Source organism: Streptomyces sp. NPDC111520, assembly GCF_055635295.1.
Genome location: NZ_JBVKBW010000004.1, coordinates 16250 through 35193, shown reverse-complemented (window position 1 = coordinate 35193; position 18944 = coordinate 16250). Strand labels below are relative to the sequence as shown.

The window sequence follows — 18944 nt, the reverse complement described above, 5'->3', positions numbered from 1 at the left end:
GTCCGCCACGGGGGCGGCTCTCCCCAGTGGGGCCGCAGGCTGCCTGTGTGGGGTCCGTGTGAAACGCGGCCACGCACGTTCATCTCACCTCCACGTGATCGTCGGGAGAACGTCCGGCTGGTTGTGGAGAGTGCGGTTCTGGCGTCGCCCCACCGCGCGCCGGAACCCAGCCCGATGCGGGCCATACTGAAAGACGCGCAGCCTTGTCCCTTCTCCGCCTCGGCCGCCCGAGGGCTACGGCCCGCCCGGCGCTGCGCACCGCGCTGGTGGGGGCCGCACTTGCGATCTGCTCCGTCATCGCCGGTCCGGCACCGTCCGCCTCCGCGCATCCGTTCGGGCCGCCGTCGACGGCCACGGCCGGCGTCCAGGGCTCCCGCCTTGTGATCGCGTGGAACACGGACAAGCTCGACTGGGTGGCGCTCGGCCAGTCGCTCGGGGTGTTCAAGGGCCAGGAAGGCGGAGGAGGTACGTCGAGCCTTTCCTTCGCGCAGAGGCTGCAGAGCTCGCCGGTCGTCCGCGACTACCTGCTCGAGCACCTCGCGGTCGCCCAGGCAGGCCGCCCCTGCCAGGCGTCGGTCGTCGGGGCCATGAAGGACTTCCTCGCCCAGGGAGCGCAGGTCGCCTTCGACTGCCCGGCGCCCGTGGTCGACGTGGACGTCACCATCAGCGCGCTCACGGACCTCCACCCGGCGTACCGGACCATGCTCACCTCCGCCGGCCCCGCCGAGCCTCAGCAGACGCTGTTCACCTCCGCCCGGCCGACGACGCACGTGCGGTTCACGACTTCCGGCGGAGGGGTCCGCAGAACGGTCGCGGTCTTCTCCGCCGGCACCTTGGCCGCCGCCCTCGCCATCGGCGGGTTCGTCATCCGGCAGTCGCGCCGCCGCAGAACCGCACATGCCGCCGGCGCCACCCCCGCCTCGGTTCACCACGCCCAGGCCACGCCACACGAGCGGGACGCGCCGTCGGCCGACACCGGCGCCCCTTCCAGGAGCAACGCATGACAGGGATAGGAAGTCTCGACAACCACCTGCTCGCCCTCTTCGACGGCGGGTCCCTCTTCTGGGTCGTCCTGGTCGTCGCACTCGGCGTCGGTGCCGCTCACGCGGTGGCCCCCGGCCACGGCAAGAGCATCACGGCCGCCTATCTGGTCGGGACACGGGGGCACTACAAGGACGCGGCACGTCTCGGCGTCATCGTCGCGACGATGCACACCTTCTCGGTGCTGGTCCTCGCGCTCCTGTGGGTGGGAGTCAGCAGCACGGCGGTCAGCACCAAGACCGCCACCGCGTGGATGCAGGTCGCGGCGGGAACGGTCGTCGCGATCGTGGGCGTGGGGCTGATCTACCGCCACCTGCGCGGCCGCGGCCACTCCCATGACCACGGGCACGGACACGGGCACGGGCACGACCATGGGCACGCTCATCCCCACCCGCACGGCCACTCCCACGGGCATGCCGAGGAACACGGCCACTCGCACGCACACCACGGCCACGGCCACGACCACGGCACGGTGGTACAGGACGACGGCGCCCACGCCCACCACCACGTGCAGCAGTTGACCAACCCCTGGTCCCGCAAGGGACTGGCGGCGCTGGCCCTCTCCGGCGGCCTGCTGCCGTCGCCGTCGGCGTTCCTGATCTTCGTCAGCGGCCTGCTGACGGGGCGTGCCCTCGGAGCCCTGGCCATCGTGATCACGTTCGGGATCGGCATGGCGCTGACGCTCACCGGCGTCGGTGTCGCCACCATCCGCGGCTTCTCGCTCGTGGAACGGCAGTTCCGCGGCCGGACGGCGACCGCGAAGCTGCGGAAGTGGACGCCCCTCCTGGCCGGTGCCGCGGTGCTGACGGCGGGGTGCTTCTACATCTTCAGTGCGGCGTCCACGCTGCAGGACGACGGTGCCGACGATCTGGTGCCGACCTCGAGCACCACAAAGGTGCCGTAGCCACGGACGGGGCCGGCCGGTACCGGCGGGTCGCCGGCCGGAAAGACGATCACCCCGCGGGAAGGACCGCACCCGGGACCGCGGGTGCGACGACTCCGAAGGCTGACGGGCCGACCCCGCCCGCGTCCATGTTGCTGCACCATCATAGCTATTGCAACTCATATGCAATAACAGGCGTAGGCTGACGGCGGCTCACCCGATCACACCGCTCGAAAGGGGCTGTGCCTGATGGGCACGTACGCGCTTCCGGAGATGCCTTACGACTACGCCGCGCTGGAGCCGGCGATCACCGGGGAGATCCTCGAACTCCACCACGCCAAGCACCACGCGGCCTACGTCAAGGGCGCCAACGACACCCTCGAGCAGATCGCCGAGGCCCGCGACAAGGACGCCATCACCCCCACGGGTCTGGTCGGCCTGGAGAAGACCTTCGCCTTCAACCTCTCCGGCCACGTCCTGCACTCGATCTTCTGGCAGAACCTCTCGCCCGACGGCGGCGACCGCCCCGACGGGGCCCTGGCCGACGCCATCGACGAGCACCTCGGCGGCTTCGAGGCCTTCAAGAAGCAGCTCACCGTCGCCACCGCCTCCGTCCAGGGCTCCGGCTGGGGCGTCCTGGCCTGGGAACCGCTCGGCAAGCGCCTGATCGTCGAGCAGGTCTACGACCACCACGGCAACGTCGGCCAGGGCACCACCCCGCTCCTGGTCTTCGACGCCTGGGAGCACGCCTACTACCTCCAGTACAAGAACGTCCGCCCCGACTACGTCACCAAGCTCTGGGACCTCGTCAACTGGAACGACGTCGTCGCCCGCTTCGAGGCGGCGAAGGCCGCGTCCGGCGCCTGACGCGCACGGCCCGCACCCGGCCCCCGCTCGCACCACGGGCGGGGCCGGCCGTGCGGGACGCCCCGCGTGCCCCGCGGCCCGGGCAGGCCCCCTACCCGGCGGGCGGGTCCCGGCGGGACACTGACCGGGGATCGTGCCGAACGGGGACCAGGGGGGTACGGGATGACGGCCGGCTCCGACGACGCGGCGGCCTCGGCCGAATCCCCGGCGGAACCCCCGGCGCGCCCCACGGCACGGGCCCTGGCCCGGTCCCTGACGGCGCTCGGCCTCGAACCGGGCGGCGTCGTCCTCGTGCACGCCTCGCTGCGCGGCGCGGGCGGCACCCGCGCACGCACCATGCTCGACGCGCTGCTGCGTGTCCTCGGGCCGCGGGGCACGCTGGTGGCGCCCAGTTTCACGCCCGAGAACTCCGACTCCTCCGCCGCCCACCGGGCCCGGGTGGCCGGGCTGACCCCGCGGGAAGCCGCCGCCGTGCGGGGCGCGATGCCGCCCTTCGACCCGGCGTCGACGCCCGCGCCCGGGATGGGGGTGCTCTCCGAGGCCCTGCGCGTCCGGGAGGGCGCGGTGCGCAGCGCCCATCCGCAGACCTCCTTCGTCGCGTACGGCCCGGCCGGAGGCGCCGTCACGGCGGGGCACCGCGCCGACTGCCATCTGGGCGAGCGGTCCCCGCTGGCCGCGCTCTACCGGGCCCGCGCGAGGGTCCTGCTGCTCGGCGTCGGGTTCGACGTGTGCAGCGCGTTCCACCTCGCCGAGTACCGGGTGCCCGACCCGCCCCGGCGCACCTACCGCTGCGTCGTCCGGAGGGGCGGGCGGCGTTCCTGGTGGAGCTACGAGGACGTGGCCCTGGACGACTCGGACTTCACCCTTCTGGGTGCCGCGTACGAGGCCGGGGGCACTACCCGCACCGGCACGGTGAGCGGGCTCCGGTGCCGTCTGCTGGACCTGCGGGACGCCGTGGACTTCGCCGCGCGCTGGATGCCCGCGAACCGGCCGCGCCGGACGGGCACCGGGGACAGCGGGCACGAGGGGGGCGGGGTCACCTGAGGTGGTCGAGCACCCGCCCGGCGCGCAGCAGTTGCAGGTCGTGCCGTACGGCCGCGGGGAGCGCGGCCTCGTCGTACGGCACGCCGTCCAGGAACTCGCGCAGGCCGACGTCGCCGACGCGCGACATCGTGTAGGGCGGGACGGAGTGGCGGGTGAGGACGAGGGGCCCCGGCGCGGCATGGCCGAGGGCCTGGGCGAAGACCGCGCGGACCCGGTGGAAGTGGCGTTCCTGGACGCCGCCGAGGTCGATGACGCCGGCGGCCCCGGCGTCGGGGGGCGTGCTGCCGCCGACTCTTCGCAGCGGCAGCCGGCCGAGGTCGTGCAGCAGCACGTGGGCCGCGGCGTACTCGAGGGTCTGCCGGTCGGAGAGGCTGCCGCCCTTCCCGTGGAGCCGCCGGGCGATCTCCGCTCGGGGCTCCTCCCGGAGCCGGGTGAGGAGGTCACCGATCGGGTCCTCGTCCGCGGGCAGGGGGAGGTCGGTGAACAGCCCGTAGTGGCCCGCCATCGGCCCCCGGCCGAGGACGCGGCCCAGGTGCTCGACCAGGAGCCGGCCCTCCTCCGCGACGACCGGCGCGGGCAGGGCGTTGATCCGCGCGCCCAGTTCACCGACGTAGAGCACCTGCAGGTAGGGCAGCCGGCCGGTGACCGCCCGGATCCGTTGGGCCATGAGCACGGCGGGCAGTACGTAGCTCATCGCGCGCAGCGGCATGCGTACGGAGGCCCCGAAGACGACCCGCAGCGCCAGCGGCCCGTAGACCGCCTTGCTCACCACGTCCAGGAGCGGCTCGACACCCCCCTCCGGCAGCCCGCGGACGTAGCCCTGGAGGCGGGCCGTACGGCCGACGACGGCGTCGAGGAGGGACGGGCGCACGCGGTTGACCAGGCCGGCGGCGGCGCCGTGCTCGGAGGGCCGGAACTGCGCCAGGCAGGAACGGACGTCGGCCTCGGCGAACGGGACCATGGTGTCCTGTCCCATCAGCGGGATCCCGCGCAGGACCCCGGTGAGCAGGTTCTCCTGCCGTTTGCCCAGCCCCTGGGCCGGGGCGGGGGCCGGCCCGGGGTCCGGGGCCGGTTGCGCCCGCGGGCCGGGACGGGAAAGCGCCGCGGGGTCGACCCCACCCATCAATGAGTCGTACATATAAAGTGATAGCCAGTCATACATCTGCTGCGGAACGGGTCATGACGAGACGTCAGCGGATTCTTCCATGATGACGCAGTGCGGGCGTCCGTGACCGCGCCCGTTCGTACCGGTTCGGACGGGTGGGGGATGAAGAATACGTACACCTACGCCGTGAGTTACCTGCATGGCAGGGACGAGGCCTGGGTGGCGCGTTTCCTGGACGACCTGGACCGGCGGCTGGGCAGTTCCCCGGTCCGCTTCGTCAGGACGGCCGCGGACGGCGCACGCGGCCCCGGCTCCCCCGGGGTGGCCACGGCGGACCGCGTCCTCGTCCTGTGCTCGCCCGCCTACTTCAGCGAGGGACCTGCCGACGCGGACTGGGCGATGCTGGCCCACCGCACGAGCCTGGAACGCGCCCGCGGGGCACCGGAGAGCGGCATCGTGCTGCCCCTGCTCTGGGAACCCGTGCCCCAGCGGATGCCGGCGGTGGTCGCCGAGGCCGACACCTTCACGGCGGGACAGCCGCCGGAGTACCGGACCCACGGACTCGCCTTGATGACGATGCAGGCGGCGCGCCACCGGGCCGCCCTCGACGAGGTGCTCGGCAACCTGACGCGGTGGCTCACCACGGGCACCCCCGGCGGGAGCGGTCCCGCCCCCGAGGACATCCCCGCCGAACTCCCCCCGGCCCTCGCCTCGGACGACGCCCGCTTCACCGGCCTGTACCGGGGCCTGCTGACGGGCACCGCGTCCGGCGCCAACGGCGGGCACCCGCTGGGCCGGCGGCTGAGCTGGCAGGACGGTCCGTCCCGGCGGCACACCCCGTCCGGGGAACCGGCGGCCGCCGGGCGGCGGTTGCTGCTGATCGGGCCGGCGGGTTCCGGGCGCAGCGCGGTGCTCGGGCACCTGGCGGACCGCGTGGCGGCCGGCCCGGGCGGTGCGCCCTGGGGGTGCCAGGTGGCGTTCACCCTGCGGGCGGACGCCGGCGGGCTGCCCTCCCCCGACGGGATCGTCCAGGCGGCCGCCCCCTCGCTGGCCGCGCGGGAGCCCGCGGGCTGGAGCGCCCGCCAACTGCGCGCCGGGCGGGCGCTGCTGGCCGTCCACGGCCTGGACCGGGCCCCGGTCCACATGCGCCCCGCGGCCTGGGAGTGGCTGCTGCGCACGGCCGAGCGCTACCCCGACGCGGTGATCCTGGTGGAGGCCAACGGCAGTTCGGTGCCCTGGCACCGGATCGACGGCGTCTTCACCCCGGTGCTCCTCGAACCCCTCGACCGCGCGGAACGCGAGGCCCTCCTCGCCGGGGGCGACCCCCTGGCGGTCACCCCCGGCGGCGGTCCCGCGCTCGCGTCGGTGGCCGACGACCCGCTGCTCGCGGACGCCGTGCGCTGGCCGTCCGCCGCGGTGGCCGTCCGCCACGCGGCACGCGCCGCGGGTGAGCGCGGACCGGACCGCATGGACCTGCTGCGTGCCGCGGTGGCCGCCGTCTGGCGCCCCGACCGGGAGGCCGCCCACACACGTACCCGGGTGCGCGACAGCGTCCTGCGGGCAGCGGCCGGCGGCCTGGCGGCCGCGACGCTCGGCGCCGGGGACGCCCCGCTCCCGGCCGCCACCGCGCTCGACGCGCTGTACGGGCTGGGCACGCCCGGCCTCACGGGCACGGTTCCCCCCGACCGGCTGCTGTCGCAACTGGCCGACGAGGCGGGCATCCTGTTCTCGCCGGCTGCGGCGACGATCGCCTTCGCCGGCGACTCCGTACGGCAGTACCTGGCGGCGGAGCACCTGGCGGCCCACCCCGGGCCGGCCGGCGACGCCGTCCTCGCCGGTCACGTGGAACGGACGGGGTCCTCGGGACTCGCCCGGCTGGTGGCCGAGTTGAGCGCGGCCCGCAAGTCGCTGCCCGAGGTCCCCGGGCTGCTGGAGCACGGTGCCACCGGCCGGCGGCTGACGGCCGGGGCGGCACCGGGGAGACCGTCCGCGGGTCCGCTCGTCGTCCGCTCCGCCGGCGAACTCGCCGGCCTGGCCGAGCGGGGGGAGGACGCGCCGGAGGTCTGGTGCCGGGGGCCGCTCGGGGATCTGGGGGCCGCGCTCGCGGGCATCCCCGGACTGCGCAGCCTGGTGATCTCGGACCACCCGGAGATGACCGCGGTGCCCGACCTGAGCGGCTGCGCCTCGCTCCGCTCGCTGCGGCTGTCCGACTGCCCCCGGCTGCACGACCTGAGCTCACTCGGCGGCTCCCCGGTGATGTTCCTGACGATCGCGCCCTGGCACCCGTCCCTCGACCTCCGCCCCCTCCGGGACGCGGCGTGGCTGCGGAGGATCGACCTGGTGACGGCCGGCGCGCCGGGCGGCGGCGAAACCGTCCGCGCCCCGCGCGTGGGGCGGGCCGACGTGCGCGTGCACGCGCCGCCGGGGCCCCCGGAGGGCCTTCCCGGCCTGTAGATCGACTGCGACGCGGTCCGTTACAGTGGCGCCACGGCGCGTGGTGGCATGACGTTCTCGGGGGGCACATGCGGTACACCAAGGTCTTCGACCCGCAGGCGCCCGGCGCCGCCGAGGAGACCGGCGCCGGTGGGTCCCCGGGACGCCGGGACGACCGGGTGTACCTGTTCGACGAGGACACGGTGCTCGCCGTCAACGTCGCCCTGGTGACGCGCCGTCCCCTGCTGGTGCTGGGCCCGCCCGGTTCCGGCAAGTCCACGCTCGCGCCCAACGTGGCCCGCGTCATGCGCTACCGCTTCTACTCCGAGGTCGTCACCGCCCGCACCGAGGCACCGGACCTGCTCTGGCGCGAGGAGGCGTTCCGCCAGCTCAACGACGCCTCACGGGGCAGGCTCGGCGCGCCCGGCGACCAGCCGTACCACCGGCCCGGCCCGCTGTGGAAGGCGCTGGACCCCGCGCTGGACGAGGCGGCCCCGGCCGGACTGCGCGACCGCCCCGCCGTGGTGCTCATCGACGAGATCGACAAGGCGGACCCCGACCTCCCCAACGCCCTGCTGGACCCGCTGGACAACCTGCGCTTCGAGGGCCCGGACCGCGGCCTGGTCACGGTGCGCCCCGAGATCGGCCCGCCGCTGGTCGTCATCACCACCAACGAGGAACGCGAGTTGTCGGCCGCGTTCCGCCGCCGCTGCATCCCGTTGCGGCTGCGGGTCCCCGGGCGCGACCACCTGCTGGAGGTCGCGCGGCTGCACATGGGCGCGGACTTCGATCCGGAACTCGGCGCCGAGGTGGCCGACCTCTTCGTCGAACAGGGCGCGGGCACCGGTCACCTGACGGCGGCGAGCACCGCGGAGTACCTGGACACGCTGCGCGCCTGCCACGAGATGGGGCTCACGGCCGATTCCGAACTGTGGCGCAACGTCGCGCGGTTCGCCATGGTCAAGGACACCTACGAGCCGACGGCCTTCGCGTGAGCCGCGGTCCCGTGCACGCCGGAGACGTCGTGCGTGCGGCCGCCGCCCTCGGCATCCACGACCCCGCCGGTGTCCTGTCCCTGGTCCGGGCCATGGGTCTGCCCGGGCCCGCGCCCCGGCCCCCGGAGCCGGACGGCCCGGCGGCGCCGCCCCGGCCGGACCCCGGGCCCGCGCCACGGGTCCCTCCCGCCGGCCGGACGTCACCCCGCGACGAGGCCGTCGTGGCGGAGCCGCCGGCCGGGGCCCCGGCAGGCACCGCCCCCGCGGGGCGGTCGCTGATCACCTTCGCGCCCCGGGAGACCCCGCCCGCGGCCGGACAGACGGACGGTGGGACGGCGGGGCCGGAAACGCCGCTCTTCGCCGACCGCGCGGAGGTCACCGAGCGGCCGCTCGCACCGCCGTGGAACCCGCGCACCCAGCAGGCGATCATGCTCACGGTGGCGGCCACCGAGGCGCTCGGCAGGGAGCTGGACCACCGCCGGCTGATCGACCTGCTGGTACGGCGGCTGGGCGGCCGGCTGCCCACCGGCGGCCTGCGCCTGCCGTACCGCCGCCGTCCGACCACGCGGGCGGGTCTGCACGTGCTGCTGGACCGCAGTCCCTCCATGCGGCCGTTCCGCCACGACCACCAGTGGGTGGCCCGGCTGGCCCGGCAGGTGCTCGCCCCCGACCAGTTGCGGGTCCTCGACTTCCGGCTGCCGCAGGGCGCCGGCAGCGCGTGGGACCCGGCCGTGCGCCCGGCGCCCGGGACTCCCGTGCTGCTCGTCTCCGACCTCGGCCACCTGCGGCCTCCGGTGGCGACGCGCCACCAGGCCTCTCCGGCCGACTGGCTGGCCTTCCTCCGCCGGCTGCGGCACGCCGGCCACCCGGTTACCTGTCTGACCCCGTTCAGTCCTGACGTCTACCCGCCCGCGGTCCGCCGCATGGTGGCGCTCGTCCCGCTGGACCGCCGCACCTCGGTGTGGTCGGCGCGCTCGCAGATCAGACGGCTGCGCCGCCGGGGGCCCGCGTGGTGACGGCGGCCGCCGGACGGAGTTCCGCGGCCAGGCTGGTCCACGAACAGCGCCAGGAGGAGCCGGACGTCGTCCGGCTGGCGCAGTCGCTGAGCCTGGCGGCGCAGGCCGAACCGTACTTCGTGCGTGCCGCGCGCCTGCGGTTCGTACCGCGCAGCAGCGCCGGGCTGGAGGCCCAGCTGTGGTTCTCGCCCCTGGTGGAGGCCGCGGGCGGCCTCACCATGGTGCTCGATCCCGCGGTGGCCGCCGTGCTGCGCCGGGAACTCGCCACGCGCGACCGCGCCCTGATGGCCTCGGTCCGCAGCTTCACCGAACGCGCCCACCACGAAGCGCCCTTGGCCGTGCGCACCTTCGAGACCCTCCTGTGGACGGGCACGGCGCAGGCGGCGCCCGCCGAGGGCGACATCCGGCGGGAGCTGGAGCCTTTCCTCGACCGGGTGCTCGCCGGTGGCCCCGAGGCCCTTGAGGCCGGCCGGTGGGCGATCCGTCACCTGCCGCGGCTGCCCGACGCCGTACGGGACTCCGCGCCGGCGCGGCGGCTGCGCATCGCCGCCGCCGAACGCCTCGGCCTGGAACTGACGCCGGCCGCGGCGGGACTGCTCCCCGAGGAGGTGACGACGGTCCGCAGGATGGTGCACGGGGACGTCGACATCGGGGTCCGCGCCGAGCCGGGCGGCATCGTGCTGACCAGGCCGCCGGAACGCGACGCCCAGGTGTGCCAGGTGAGCGGGGCCGCCCGGGTCAGGCTGCGGCTGCGGGCCGCCCTCCCCGGGGCGGCCTGGCACGACCTGGACCTGCACGACCGCAGGCGGGCCGCCGCCGCCCTGGACGTGGTGGCCGCGGCCCGGCTCGACGGCAGCCTGGACGGTGCCCGGGCGGAACTGGGCGACGTGGTGCGCTGCGTCTGGGCCGGGGAGCACGGGGCGCTCGCGGTCAGCGCGGGGGGCCGCACCGAGATCCGGGTCGACGCGTCGGGACGGGTGCTGGTCGCGGACCTCCCGGTGCCGCCCGACCTGCTGGCGGTCGCCGACGCGGGGCCGCCGAGGGCGGCGGCGGCCGGCGGTTCCGGGCTCCAGGTCGTCGGGGCGGCCCTCGACGCCTCGGGCGAGGTGACGGCCCATCCGTGGTCCCCCGCGCCGACCGCACTGGGCTGGGCGGCCCCCGGCGGGCCCGGCAGCGGCCCGGCCGTCCTCTGCGTGGCGGCGGGCCGCAAGGTGCACCTGCTGGCCGACGGCGACCCGCGGCGCGTGGTGCTGACCCTCGATCACCCGGCGGACGTCACCCATCTGTGGACGTCGGTCTCGGCGGCCCTGGTCGCGGTCGCGGACGCCGAGGGCCGGGTCGTGGTCCGTCACGCCGCGGCCGGGAACGGCATGGTCGCCCGGCCCTTCGCCACCGGCGGGTCTCCGGTGACCGCGCTCGCGGGCGACCCGCTGAGCGGGGACGTCGTCTGGGCCACGGGCGACGGCCGGGTGTGGCTGGCCCGGAGCCCGGAGGACGACGCGCCCGGCCCGGTGCCGCTCGGCAGGCTGCCCCGGCCGGCCACCGCGCTGGCCGTCTCCGCCCACGACGCCGCGGTGGTCGCCGCGGACGGCGGACGGCACCTGCTGCGGCTGCGCCGACCCGCGCCCGGCACCGCGGAGGACCCCGGCGCCGCGCCGCTCCCCGGTGCCCGGTTGCCGTTCCAGGTGCGCGAGGTGTTCACCGCCGGCCGGGGCCGCCTGATGCTCACCGGAACCGGCGGACCGGTCGAGATACGGTCCGAGGACGGCCGGGTCCACCTCGTACTGCCCCACTCCGCCGCCGCGTCCGCCCCGCGGGCGCCGGGGCCGTCCTGGCTGCGGGAGTCGGTCGGCGTCGCGCTCCCCGTCGCCGGGACGGACCCGCCGCCCGGGGAGCTGCTGCGTGCGGCCCGTCGCAACGGCATCGGCCACATCCGCCTCTCCGGACCGGTCCTGGCCGATCCCCGGGGCACGGAACTCGCCGTGGAGCGGGCCGCGGAGGCCGGGCTGCGTGTCGTCGCCGGCCTCGGCGCGCCGGCTCCGGGGGCGGCTTCCGCCGACGTGCTGGACGACGCGCGGCGCCTCCTCGACGCCCGCGTCGACGCGCTGCTGCTGGAGGACCTGCCGGCCTGGCCCGCCGGTCTGCCCGACGACCTGCGGCATCTGACGGACGCCTATCCCGGCGCGGCGCTGATCGGGGCCGTCGGCCCCGGGCCCTCGGACGGCGACGTACCGCAGGATGCGCCCGGACGGGCCGTCGTGCATCTGACGGTGGGTCCGGCGCCGCTCCCGCTGCCCGGGTCCTGGACGGCCGCCCCCGGAACGGCCTGGGCACTCCCCGAACGGCCGGCCGCCGACCCGGGCGTCCTGCTGGCCCTCCCGGGCTGCCACGAGGTCCCCGTCGCTCTACTCACGGCCACGGGGTCCAGGGCGGAGGCGCTGCGCGTCCTGCTGTCCGTCAGGGCCCGCCAGCAGGCCCTGGTCCACGGCACCGTCGACGCCGCGCTGCCCGAGCCGGTGCCGGGCGTGACGGCGCTGTGGCGGCGGCACGGCAGCGAGGCCGTCCTGTGCGTGGGCAACGCCACCGACGCGGCGATCGGCGTCACCGTACCGGCGCCCCCCGACGGACCGGAGCTGGTCGGGATCGGCACGCTCGGCACGCCGGACCCGTCGCCGGACACCGCACACGAGGGCACCTCCGGAACCGCCGGAGGGCGGTGGCCGGTCACCGTCCGTCCGTCGGCCGGCGGGTACCCGGTCACCGTGGCCGCGGGCGAGACCCACTGGCTGATCCTGTGGGAGAACACCGACCCCGGATGGCGGCCGGGCGCATGATCGGGACGACGTCACGCCCGCTGGTCTTCCTCAGCCGCAGCGAACGCCCCGGCTGCGCCTGCACGTGCTGGCCCGCCAGGAGATCCGTGATCGGCCTGCTCGAGGCCGCCGGCTGCGAGCCGATCGTGATCGACCGGGAGACGCTGGTGCCGGGCCAGGACTGGATGGAGGCGATATCCGACGGCATGGGCAACGCCCACGGCATGGTGCTGCTCGCGTCCCCGCACGCCGTCGAGTCACCCCACGTCCAGAACGAACTGGCGATGGCCGAACTGCGCAACCGCCACGACGGCTTCCCCATCATCCTCGTGCTGCTCCCGGAGATCGACCGGGAGAGCCTGGAGGCCAGCCGGCTGGGTTCGCTGAGCCCCACCCGGCGGCAGAACATCGACTGGCCCGCCGACGGCGACCTGGTCGAGGTCGTCCGGGACATCACACCGCAACTGGAGCTGATGAAGGCCCAGGTGAACGAGGACCGGGTGCACCAGCGGGTCGTGCAGCACCTGCGCGAGGTCGACGGGCCGGTGCTCAGTCGTGCCGGGGACAGGCTCGGCGTGTCGCGGGAGATCCTGCTGCCCCTGATGCACCACCGCGTGGCGGAGGGACTGCTCACCGAGCGCCGCAGCGAACCCCAGGACGACCCGCTGCGCGCGGCCCTCACCGAACTCCTGCCGCTGCAGGCGAGTTCCGGATCGCGCGAGGTGATCGAACTCAGCGTCACCCACGCCCGGGTCCCGGCCTCCGACTCCCGGCGCATCAACGAGGTGCTCACGGCCCCGGCCGCGCCGCGCGCCGCGGTGCTGCCCGCGCACTCCACCGAGACCGCGCGGCGCTTCGTCCACCGCGCCAGCGGGCAGCCCGTGGCCTGGGACCACTTCGTGGTGCCCATCGACGCGGGGTCCGGCGTCGCGGAGAGCCTCGTCGACGGTGTCCGCGACCACCTGGCCGAGGTGGACGTCCACGACCTGGAGACCCTGCTCCAGCACGAGCACGACTTCGGCCCGGTGGTGGTGATCGTGCCGCATCCGCCGGACCCCGACCTGATGGCGCGGCTCGGCGAGGAGTTCCCGGCGGGTGTCCTGTTCCTCTTCGTGGTCGAAGGCGACCTCGTCGGCACCGTGCCCGATCCGCTGCCCCGGCTGCAGGGGCTGCCCCGCCCGCACGAGGACGAGATGAACCGCACGATCCGCACCTTCGTGCGCCGGTACGCGGGCCGCAACTGACGCCGGGCCGCCCCCGGCGATCGGGGGCGGCCCGGCGTGCCGGCGGTCCGGCGGTCCGGCGGTCCGGCGGGGTCAGATGGGCGGCATCTCCAGTTCGAAGTCGATCCGCCGCCGTTCCTTCATGGCGACGGTCGTCGGATGCGTGTCCCCGAACCGCGCGGCGGAACGGCGCGTGATGTCCCGCAGCCGGTCCTCCGCCCCGGCCTCGCCGATGCGCAGCCGGTCGAGCGCGATGTTGTACTCGCCGCAGAGGACCCGGGGATGCCGTTCGCCGAAGAGGGCGAGGAACTCCCGGTGCGCGTGCTCGTCCTCCGCCAGCGCCTCGTCGTACCGCTCCAACTGGGCGAGGACGCCCGCCACGTCCGCCCGGCAGGCGACCGCCGCCGGATGCCCGGCGCCCACCCGGCGTTCGAGCGCGGCAAGCGTCGGGCGGCCCAGGTCGAGGGCGGCCAGCGGTTCGCCGTCCAGCCGGCGGGCGATGATCAGGTTGGTCGCCGAGGCGAGCGTGAACGGGTGCTCGGCGCCCAGCGTCGACTGGTAGTTCGCGTGGTTCCGCTCGGCGATCTCCCGGCCCTCGTCGAAGGAGGGGTCGCTCTGCGTGCCGGCCAGCGCGAGCAGGTCGCAGCTGAGGTTCGCGGCGCAGGCCAGCGTCTCGGGGTGCCGGTCGCCGTACCGGCGCCGGTACTGGTCGTACGTCGTACGGGACAGCGCCTCCGCCGCCCGGAACTCACCGAGCCTGCGGCGGGTGACGGAGAGCGAGGCGTCCGTGCGCATCACGTCGGGCGAGTGCTCGCCGGACAGGACGACGTAGTGCTGCCGCGTCTCCAGCAGCAGTTCGAGGGAGCCCTGGTAGTCGCCCATCTCGCGGCGGTCCAGGGCGGCACCGAGCGCGTAGCGCGAGCAGGCGGGGCTCCTGACCCCGAGGGCCTGACGCGCCGTCACGTACGCTTCCTCGGCGAGCACCAGTGCCTCGCGGGGGCGTCCGATGAGGTTGAGCGACACACCGTAGTTGTTGATGGCGCGGAGGGTGTCCGGGTGGTCGTTCCCCACCGAGCGGCGGTAGCGGTCCAGGGTGTCCGCGTCGGACTCGCAGGCCTCGGCGTAGCGGCCGAGGCCGTTGAGGTCGGCGCCGACGTTGCGCGCGGTGATCAGGGTGTGGGGGTGGGCGAGGCCCAGCTCGGGGTGCTCGCGCTGCCGGCGCAGGGTGTCCGAGTCCAGTTCGTACGCCTCGGCGTAACGGCCCATCGAGCGCAGCGGGTTGGCCAGCTGCGCCGCCAGACGGAGGGTGAGCGGGTGGTCGGGACCGCGGTTCTCGGTCCACGCGTCCAGGGCGCGGCGCCCCAGGCCGATCGCCGCCAGGTGGTCCTTGACCAGCCACAGGTTGCGGACCTGGCTGACGACCCACTCGCCGACCTGCGGGTCGGTGCTCTCGACGGCCCCGGAGGGTTCGAGGTGCGGGCGCAGTTCCGCGAAGCGCTGGCGCGAGGCGGGGCTGTCCTCGCCCTGGGAGGGCGAGGGGAGGGCACTGGCCAGCACGAGGTGGGCCTGGCTGCGGGTGCGCACCAGGGCCTCGGGGTCCACCGCCATCCATTCGCGCACCAGGGCCTGAAGGAGCCGGTGCACCTGCAGGGAGCGCCCCTCCAGCCGGGCGAGGGCGTACCGGCTCAGGTCGCGGATGAGGTAGCCCATGATCATCGGGTCGCGCAACGCGGCGTCGGAGCGCGCCAGTTCGTTGCGCATGCCGTCGCTGTAGAGCAGGGAGTCGGCGATCGGCTCGGGCGAGAAGAACGAGCACAGTTCCAGCAGGCGGACCGCCGCGGGCCGCTCGGCCCGCAGTCGTTCGACCGACAGCCGCCAGACGGCGGGCAGTTGGGTCTGCTGCTCGAACTCCCCGGCGGGACCGGCACTCAGCACCTCGCCGACCCGGCTGCGCACCAGGTCCAGGTAGGTGTCCACCGGCATGCCGGTCTCCCGGAGCCACGCCGCGGCGAGTTCCACGGCCATCGGCAGGTCGCCGAGTTCCTCGGCGATCCGGTCCGCGTCCTGACGGGACAGGTTCTCCACCCGGCGCCGCAGCAGCGCGACGCTCTCCGCCCGCCGGAAGACGCCGACCTCGACGGTGGCGGGGCCGCTGTCGGACTCCCGTGCGGTGATGATGATGTGGCCCGGCCCGGTCGAGGGCAGGTAGTCCTCCAGCCGGCGGCCGCCCTGGCGGCCCACCTCGTCGTTCGCCGCGTTGTCGTAGACCAGCAGCCACTTGCCCCGCCGGCCGCTCTGCAGCTCGACGAGGGTCGCCAGCGCCAGGTCCTCCGCGGTCTCGCCCTGGACGCCCAGCCGTACGCCGAGGTTCGCCAGGCTCTGCGGTACCAGGTCCGTCTGTTCCGCCGGGACCCAGTGCACCAGGTCGTACTGGGCGCCGAAGCGGTGGACGTACTCCAGGGCGATCTGCGTCTTGCCCATGCCGCCGAGCCCGTAGAGGAAGAGGCGGTCCGCGGGGGTGTGGACGTCGTCCAGCGAGTCCTGGCCGAGGTCGTCCCAGAACCTGTCGAGTTCCTGGTCGCGACCGGTGAACAGGTTGTTGCGGGGCGGGGCCTCGAAGGAGGAGGGGGCCTCGCCCGGGTACCGGGTGCGGCCGGTCACCGGCTCGTTGAGGGCCGGCACCCCGATGAGCGCCGTCACCCGCTCCAGCGCCGTCGCAGCCGTCATCCCCACCAGGGAGAACCCGGGGAGGCTCGCCAGCGCCGTGGGGGTCTGGAACTCGCGGGTCCGCAGGCCGAGGATCCGCGGGCCGTCCCCGCGGCGGTCGGCGGCCTCGACCACGGTGACCAGTTCCTCGGCGACGTTGGTGTTCACGAAGTCCGGTGACAGCAGCGCCAGCACGGTGTCCGCGGCGGTCGCCGGGACCGGCGCCATCGCCGTGGCACTGCTGGGGCGCAGCGTCACGGTGACGCCCGCCGCCTTGAGCTGGTCCGCGATCCACTCGGCCCACAGCCGGTCGCGCAGGGCGTGGTCGATGCGTACCCGCGGCGTGACGGCGCCGGCCACGGGGACCCGGTCGAACCGCTTGACCAGCGACGCCCGCTGCTCCTCCGCCATGTGCCCGATCGCCGTGACCTCGCCGCGGGTGATCACCGCGGTGAGGCGTTCGTAGGCGGCGAGCAGCGTGCCCTGGTTGCGGATCGGGTCCTTCAGGGTCGCCAGGACCTCTTCGTAGGCGTAGTAGGGGCGGTAGGGGATCTCGATGTCGCCCCAGTAGCGGTCCGGGTCCGGGTGCGCGGACTCGTCCAGGAACTCCTGGAAACGGCTGCGCGCGTGCTGCCGGGCGGTGTCGAGCCGGTCCTGCTCGGCGGGGTCGACGCGCATCGGGACCGGCAGGATCGTCACGTGGGGGGCGAACCTGCGGACGTCGCGGGCGACGTTGGCGCCGCCGTCCACCGACTGGACGTTGAAGGTGAAGCAGTTCACCAGCACGTCGGGCAGCAGGAGCGTGGTGATGCCCGAGGTGTCGCTGAAGCCCGTGCGGCTGTCGATCAGCGCGTAGTCGTAGCCCGCCTGCATGTCCTCGCGCAGGGCGTGCAGGAACGCCTTGCCGTTGCGGTTCTCGTAGAAGCCGCGCCAGTCGTAGGTGTTGACGTTCTCCGAGTACTCGGGGGTGCGGCGGCCCGAGGAGACGAACTCGATGAAGCCGCCGCCGGGGAAGGAGCACTCCAGGGAGTGCGCGTGGCGGTCGACGCGGGCGTACGTGCGCAGGCCGTCCGTCAGGTGCGGGCTCATCCGCTCGAACTCGCGCACGAGGTCGATCACACCGGGTGTGGAGCTCAGTTCGGGGTCCCGCAGGAAGGGCGCGAAGTAGCGGTGCAGACCGGGCGCCTCCAGGTCCCAGTCCATGACCAGGACCCGTTTGCCGTTCGTGGCGAGGATCCAGGCGACGTTCGCCATGGCCATCGTGCGGCCCGTGCCGCCCTTGAACGAGTAGAACGTCACTACGGTGCCGGGCCCCTGGGCGCCGGGACCGCCCGAGTCGTGCGTCATGAGGAAGACCTTCCAAGCAGGGGGAACGAGTCGAGGCCACCGGTGGGTGTGGGCAGGCGCTGAGCGACCTGTGCGGACTTCATGGCGTCGTTCTGGGCGCGGACCAGGGCCTTGCGGAGCGCGGCGGTGAACTTCTCCTCGTCGCGCAGGCCCCAGCGCTCCAGTTCCGAGGCGTGGCCGCGCAGCGTGGGCAGCACCTCGTCGAGGGCGGCGTCCAGGTCCTCCGCGTACTGCCACGACTGGGTGTCGTCCTGGTTGCGCGGTTCCAGCACCGCGGTGCCCTCGGGCACGGCCGCGTCGAGGTCGGTCAGCAGGCGCTGCTGACGGTCGGCCTTGGCCGCCCACGCGTCGACCAGGAGGACGACCAGTTCCTCCGGGCGCGGGCCGGAGCCGACCTGCTCCACGGTGCTCTCCTCGAGCGCCAGGACGTCGGGGGCGAGGTCGAGTTCCGCCGCCGTGTCGCAGAGCAGGGAGGCCAGTTCCCCGGGCCGTCCGGGAGCGTACGGGGACCAGTCGACCGGCGTGCTGCCGTAGTACTCGCGGGCGGTCCGCTCCCCCGGCAGGTCGTCGGCCGCGGCGGCGGCCACGACGAAGCTCACCGTCTGCTGTCCCGAGGGCGGCGGGAGGGAGGGCGTGGCCTGACGCCTGCCGCTCGCGTCGAACCCGGCGGCGTCCGGGAGGTGCTGCCCGAGGGCCGCCGCCACCCGGTCCGCGAGGGCGGCCACAACGAGCCGGTAGTCCTCGGCGTAGCGGGCCTTGAGCCGCAGCAGGTGGAGCAGCCCGTCACGGGCGTACGCGGGCGAGTCGGCGGTCAGCGGCCCCTTACGGCGTACGACGGCGGGCAGCGGCTCCGTGGCCGGCGCCCAGACGACCGGGATGATGGCGTCGGCGCTGCGTCCCGTCCGGGACCACAGCACTTCGGCGCGGTGTTCGAAGTAGGACCACTCGGTGGCGCAGTAGGAGTGGCCGAAATACCCCGGTGCGTAGAGGGCCACCATGGTGGTCGCGCCGCGCATGCGCTCCACGGTGGCCTCGGGCGAGCGGGGCGTGCCGGACACCCCGACGGACTCGGGCGAGCCGCCCGTACGCGCGGCGACCGCGCCCGCGAGGTCCCGGAACAGGGTCGCCGTCCACTCCTCGTCGACCCCGCGGATGTGGCTCAGGTAGAACCGGCTCATGGTGACTCCGTCGTGCAGGTCGGGACGCCCCGCAAAGAGCGCGGCAGCGGGGACGACTCGATAGGCGCCGACGGCTCACCGTAGGCATCACTATGCGAGCAATAGCGGATAAATACCACATCCGAGCACCACAGACGGGCGCGCATCCGGACCGTCACCCCTTCCGTATCAGGCTTTCCGCACCGCCCGTACGGGTGCCTGCTCGGCGCGCCCGTACGTTGCGGGGACAAGGGGAGCGGACCCGGTGGGCGGCCCGGCCGGCCGCGGGGACGGCGGGGTACGCGAGCACCGTC

12 protein-coding genes are annotated in these 18944 nt (G+C 74.8%); 9 read left to right on the top strand and 3 right to left on the bottom strand.

Annotated elements, in window-relative coordinates; translation table 11 throughout:
* The first annotated feature begins 203 nt into the window (after positions 1-203).
* The 4 genes from ACZ7MY_RS10595 (at position 204) to ACZ7MY_RS10580 (ending at position 3835) form a co-directional block, all read left to right on the top strand.
* Positions 204-1004: a hypothetical protein gene (locus tag ACZ7MY_RS10595; protein ID WP_499600971.1), complete on the top strand. Its 801-nt coding sequence runs from the start codon at positions 204-206 to the stop codon at positions 1002-1004.
* Positions 1001-1945, top strand: a complete 945-nt coding sequence (locus ACZ7MY_RS10590; RefSeq protein WP_499600970.1) for a nickel/cobalt transporter — start codon at positions 1001-1003, stop codon at positions 1943-1945. The genes ACZ7MY_RS10595 and ACZ7MY_RS10590 overlap by 4 nt, the downstream gene beginning before the upstream one ends.
* 228 nt (positions 1946-2173) lie before the next feature.
* Positions 2174-2791, top strand: a complete 618-nt coding sequence (locus ACZ7MY_RS10585) for a superoxide dismutase (RefSeq protein WP_499600968.1) — start codon at positions 2174-2176, stop codon at positions 2789-2791.
* A 162-nt stretch (positions 2792-2953) separates the two neighbouring features.
* Positions 2954-3835: an AAC(3) family N-acetyltransferase gene (locus ACZ7MY_RS10580; protein ID WP_499600967.1), complete on the top strand. Its 882-nt coding sequence runs from the start codon at positions 2954-2956 to the stop codon at positions 3833-3835.
* Here ACZ7MY_RS10580 and ACZ7MY_RS10575 read toward each other — a convergent pair.
* Positions 3828-4958: a hypothetical protein gene (locus ACZ7MY_RS10575; protein WP_499600966.1), complete on the bottom strand. Its 1131-nt coding sequence runs from the start codon at positions 4956-4958 to the stop codon at positions 3828-3830. The two genes, ACZ7MY_RS10580 and ACZ7MY_RS10575, sit on opposite strands and share 8 nt — an antisense overlap.
* A 168-nt stretch (positions 4959-5126) precedes the next feature.
* Between ACZ7MY_RS10575 and ACZ7MY_RS10570 the strand changes: the two genes are divergently transcribed.
* The 5 genes from ACZ7MY_RS10570 (at position 5127) to ACZ7MY_RS10550 (ending at position 13441) form a co-directional block, all read left to right on the top strand.
* Positions 5127-7394: a large ATP-binding protein gene (locus ACZ7MY_RS10570; RefSeq protein ID WP_499600965.1), complete on the top strand. Its 2268-nt coding sequence runs from the start codon at positions 5127-5129 to the stop codon at positions 7392-7394.
* Positions 7395-7462: 68 nt separating this feature from the next.
* Positions 7463-8368 carry an AAA family ATPase gene (locus ACZ7MY_RS10565; protein WP_499600964.1) on the top strand — a complete coding sequence of 302 codons (906 nt, stop codon included), beginning with the start codon at positions 7463-7465 and terminating at the stop codon, positions 8366-8368.
* Entirely contained in the window at positions 8365-9384 is a 1020-nt protein-coding gene (locus ACZ7MY_RS10560; protein ID WP_499600963.1) for a hypothetical protein, read from the top strand. Before ACZ7MY_RS10565 ends, ACZ7MY_RS10560 begins: the two co-directional genes overlap by 4 nt.
* The gene (locus ACZ7MY_RS10555) at positions 9378-12218 is read left to right on the top strand and encodes a hypothetical protein (RefSeq protein ID WP_499600962.1); all 2841 of its coding nucleotides are present in this window, start codon (positions 9378-9380) and stop codon (positions 12216-12218) included. Before ACZ7MY_RS10560 ends, ACZ7MY_RS10555 begins: the two co-directional genes overlap by 7 nt.
* Positions 12215-13441, top strand: coding sequence for a toll/interleukin-1 receptor domain-containing protein (locus ACZ7MY_RS10550; RefSeq protein WP_499600961.1), 1227 nt, complete (start codon positions 12215-12217; stop codon positions 13439-13441). The genes ACZ7MY_RS10555 and ACZ7MY_RS10550 overlap by 4 nt, the downstream gene beginning before the upstream one ends.
* A gap of 72 nt (positions 13442-13513) precedes the next feature.
* On the opposite strand, the gene fxsT is transcribed toward ACZ7MY_RS10550, so the two are convergent.
* Both fxsT and fsxC read right to left on the bottom strand, forming a co-directional pair.
* Complete coding sequence (gene fxsT, locus ACZ7MY_RS10545) at positions 13514-17473, bottom strand: FxSxx-COOH system tetratricopeptide repeat protein (RefSeq protein WP_499600960.1); 3960 nt, start codon at positions 17471-17473, stop codon at positions 13514-13516.
* Complete coding sequence (fsxC, locus tag ACZ7MY_RS10540) at positions 17470-18651, bottom strand: FxsC protein (RefSeq protein ID WP_499600959.1); 1182 nt, start codon at positions 18649-18651, stop codon at positions 17470-17472. The genes fxsT and fsxC overlap by 4 nt, the downstream gene beginning before the upstream one ends.
* Positions 18652-18944 lie beyond the last annotated feature (293 nt).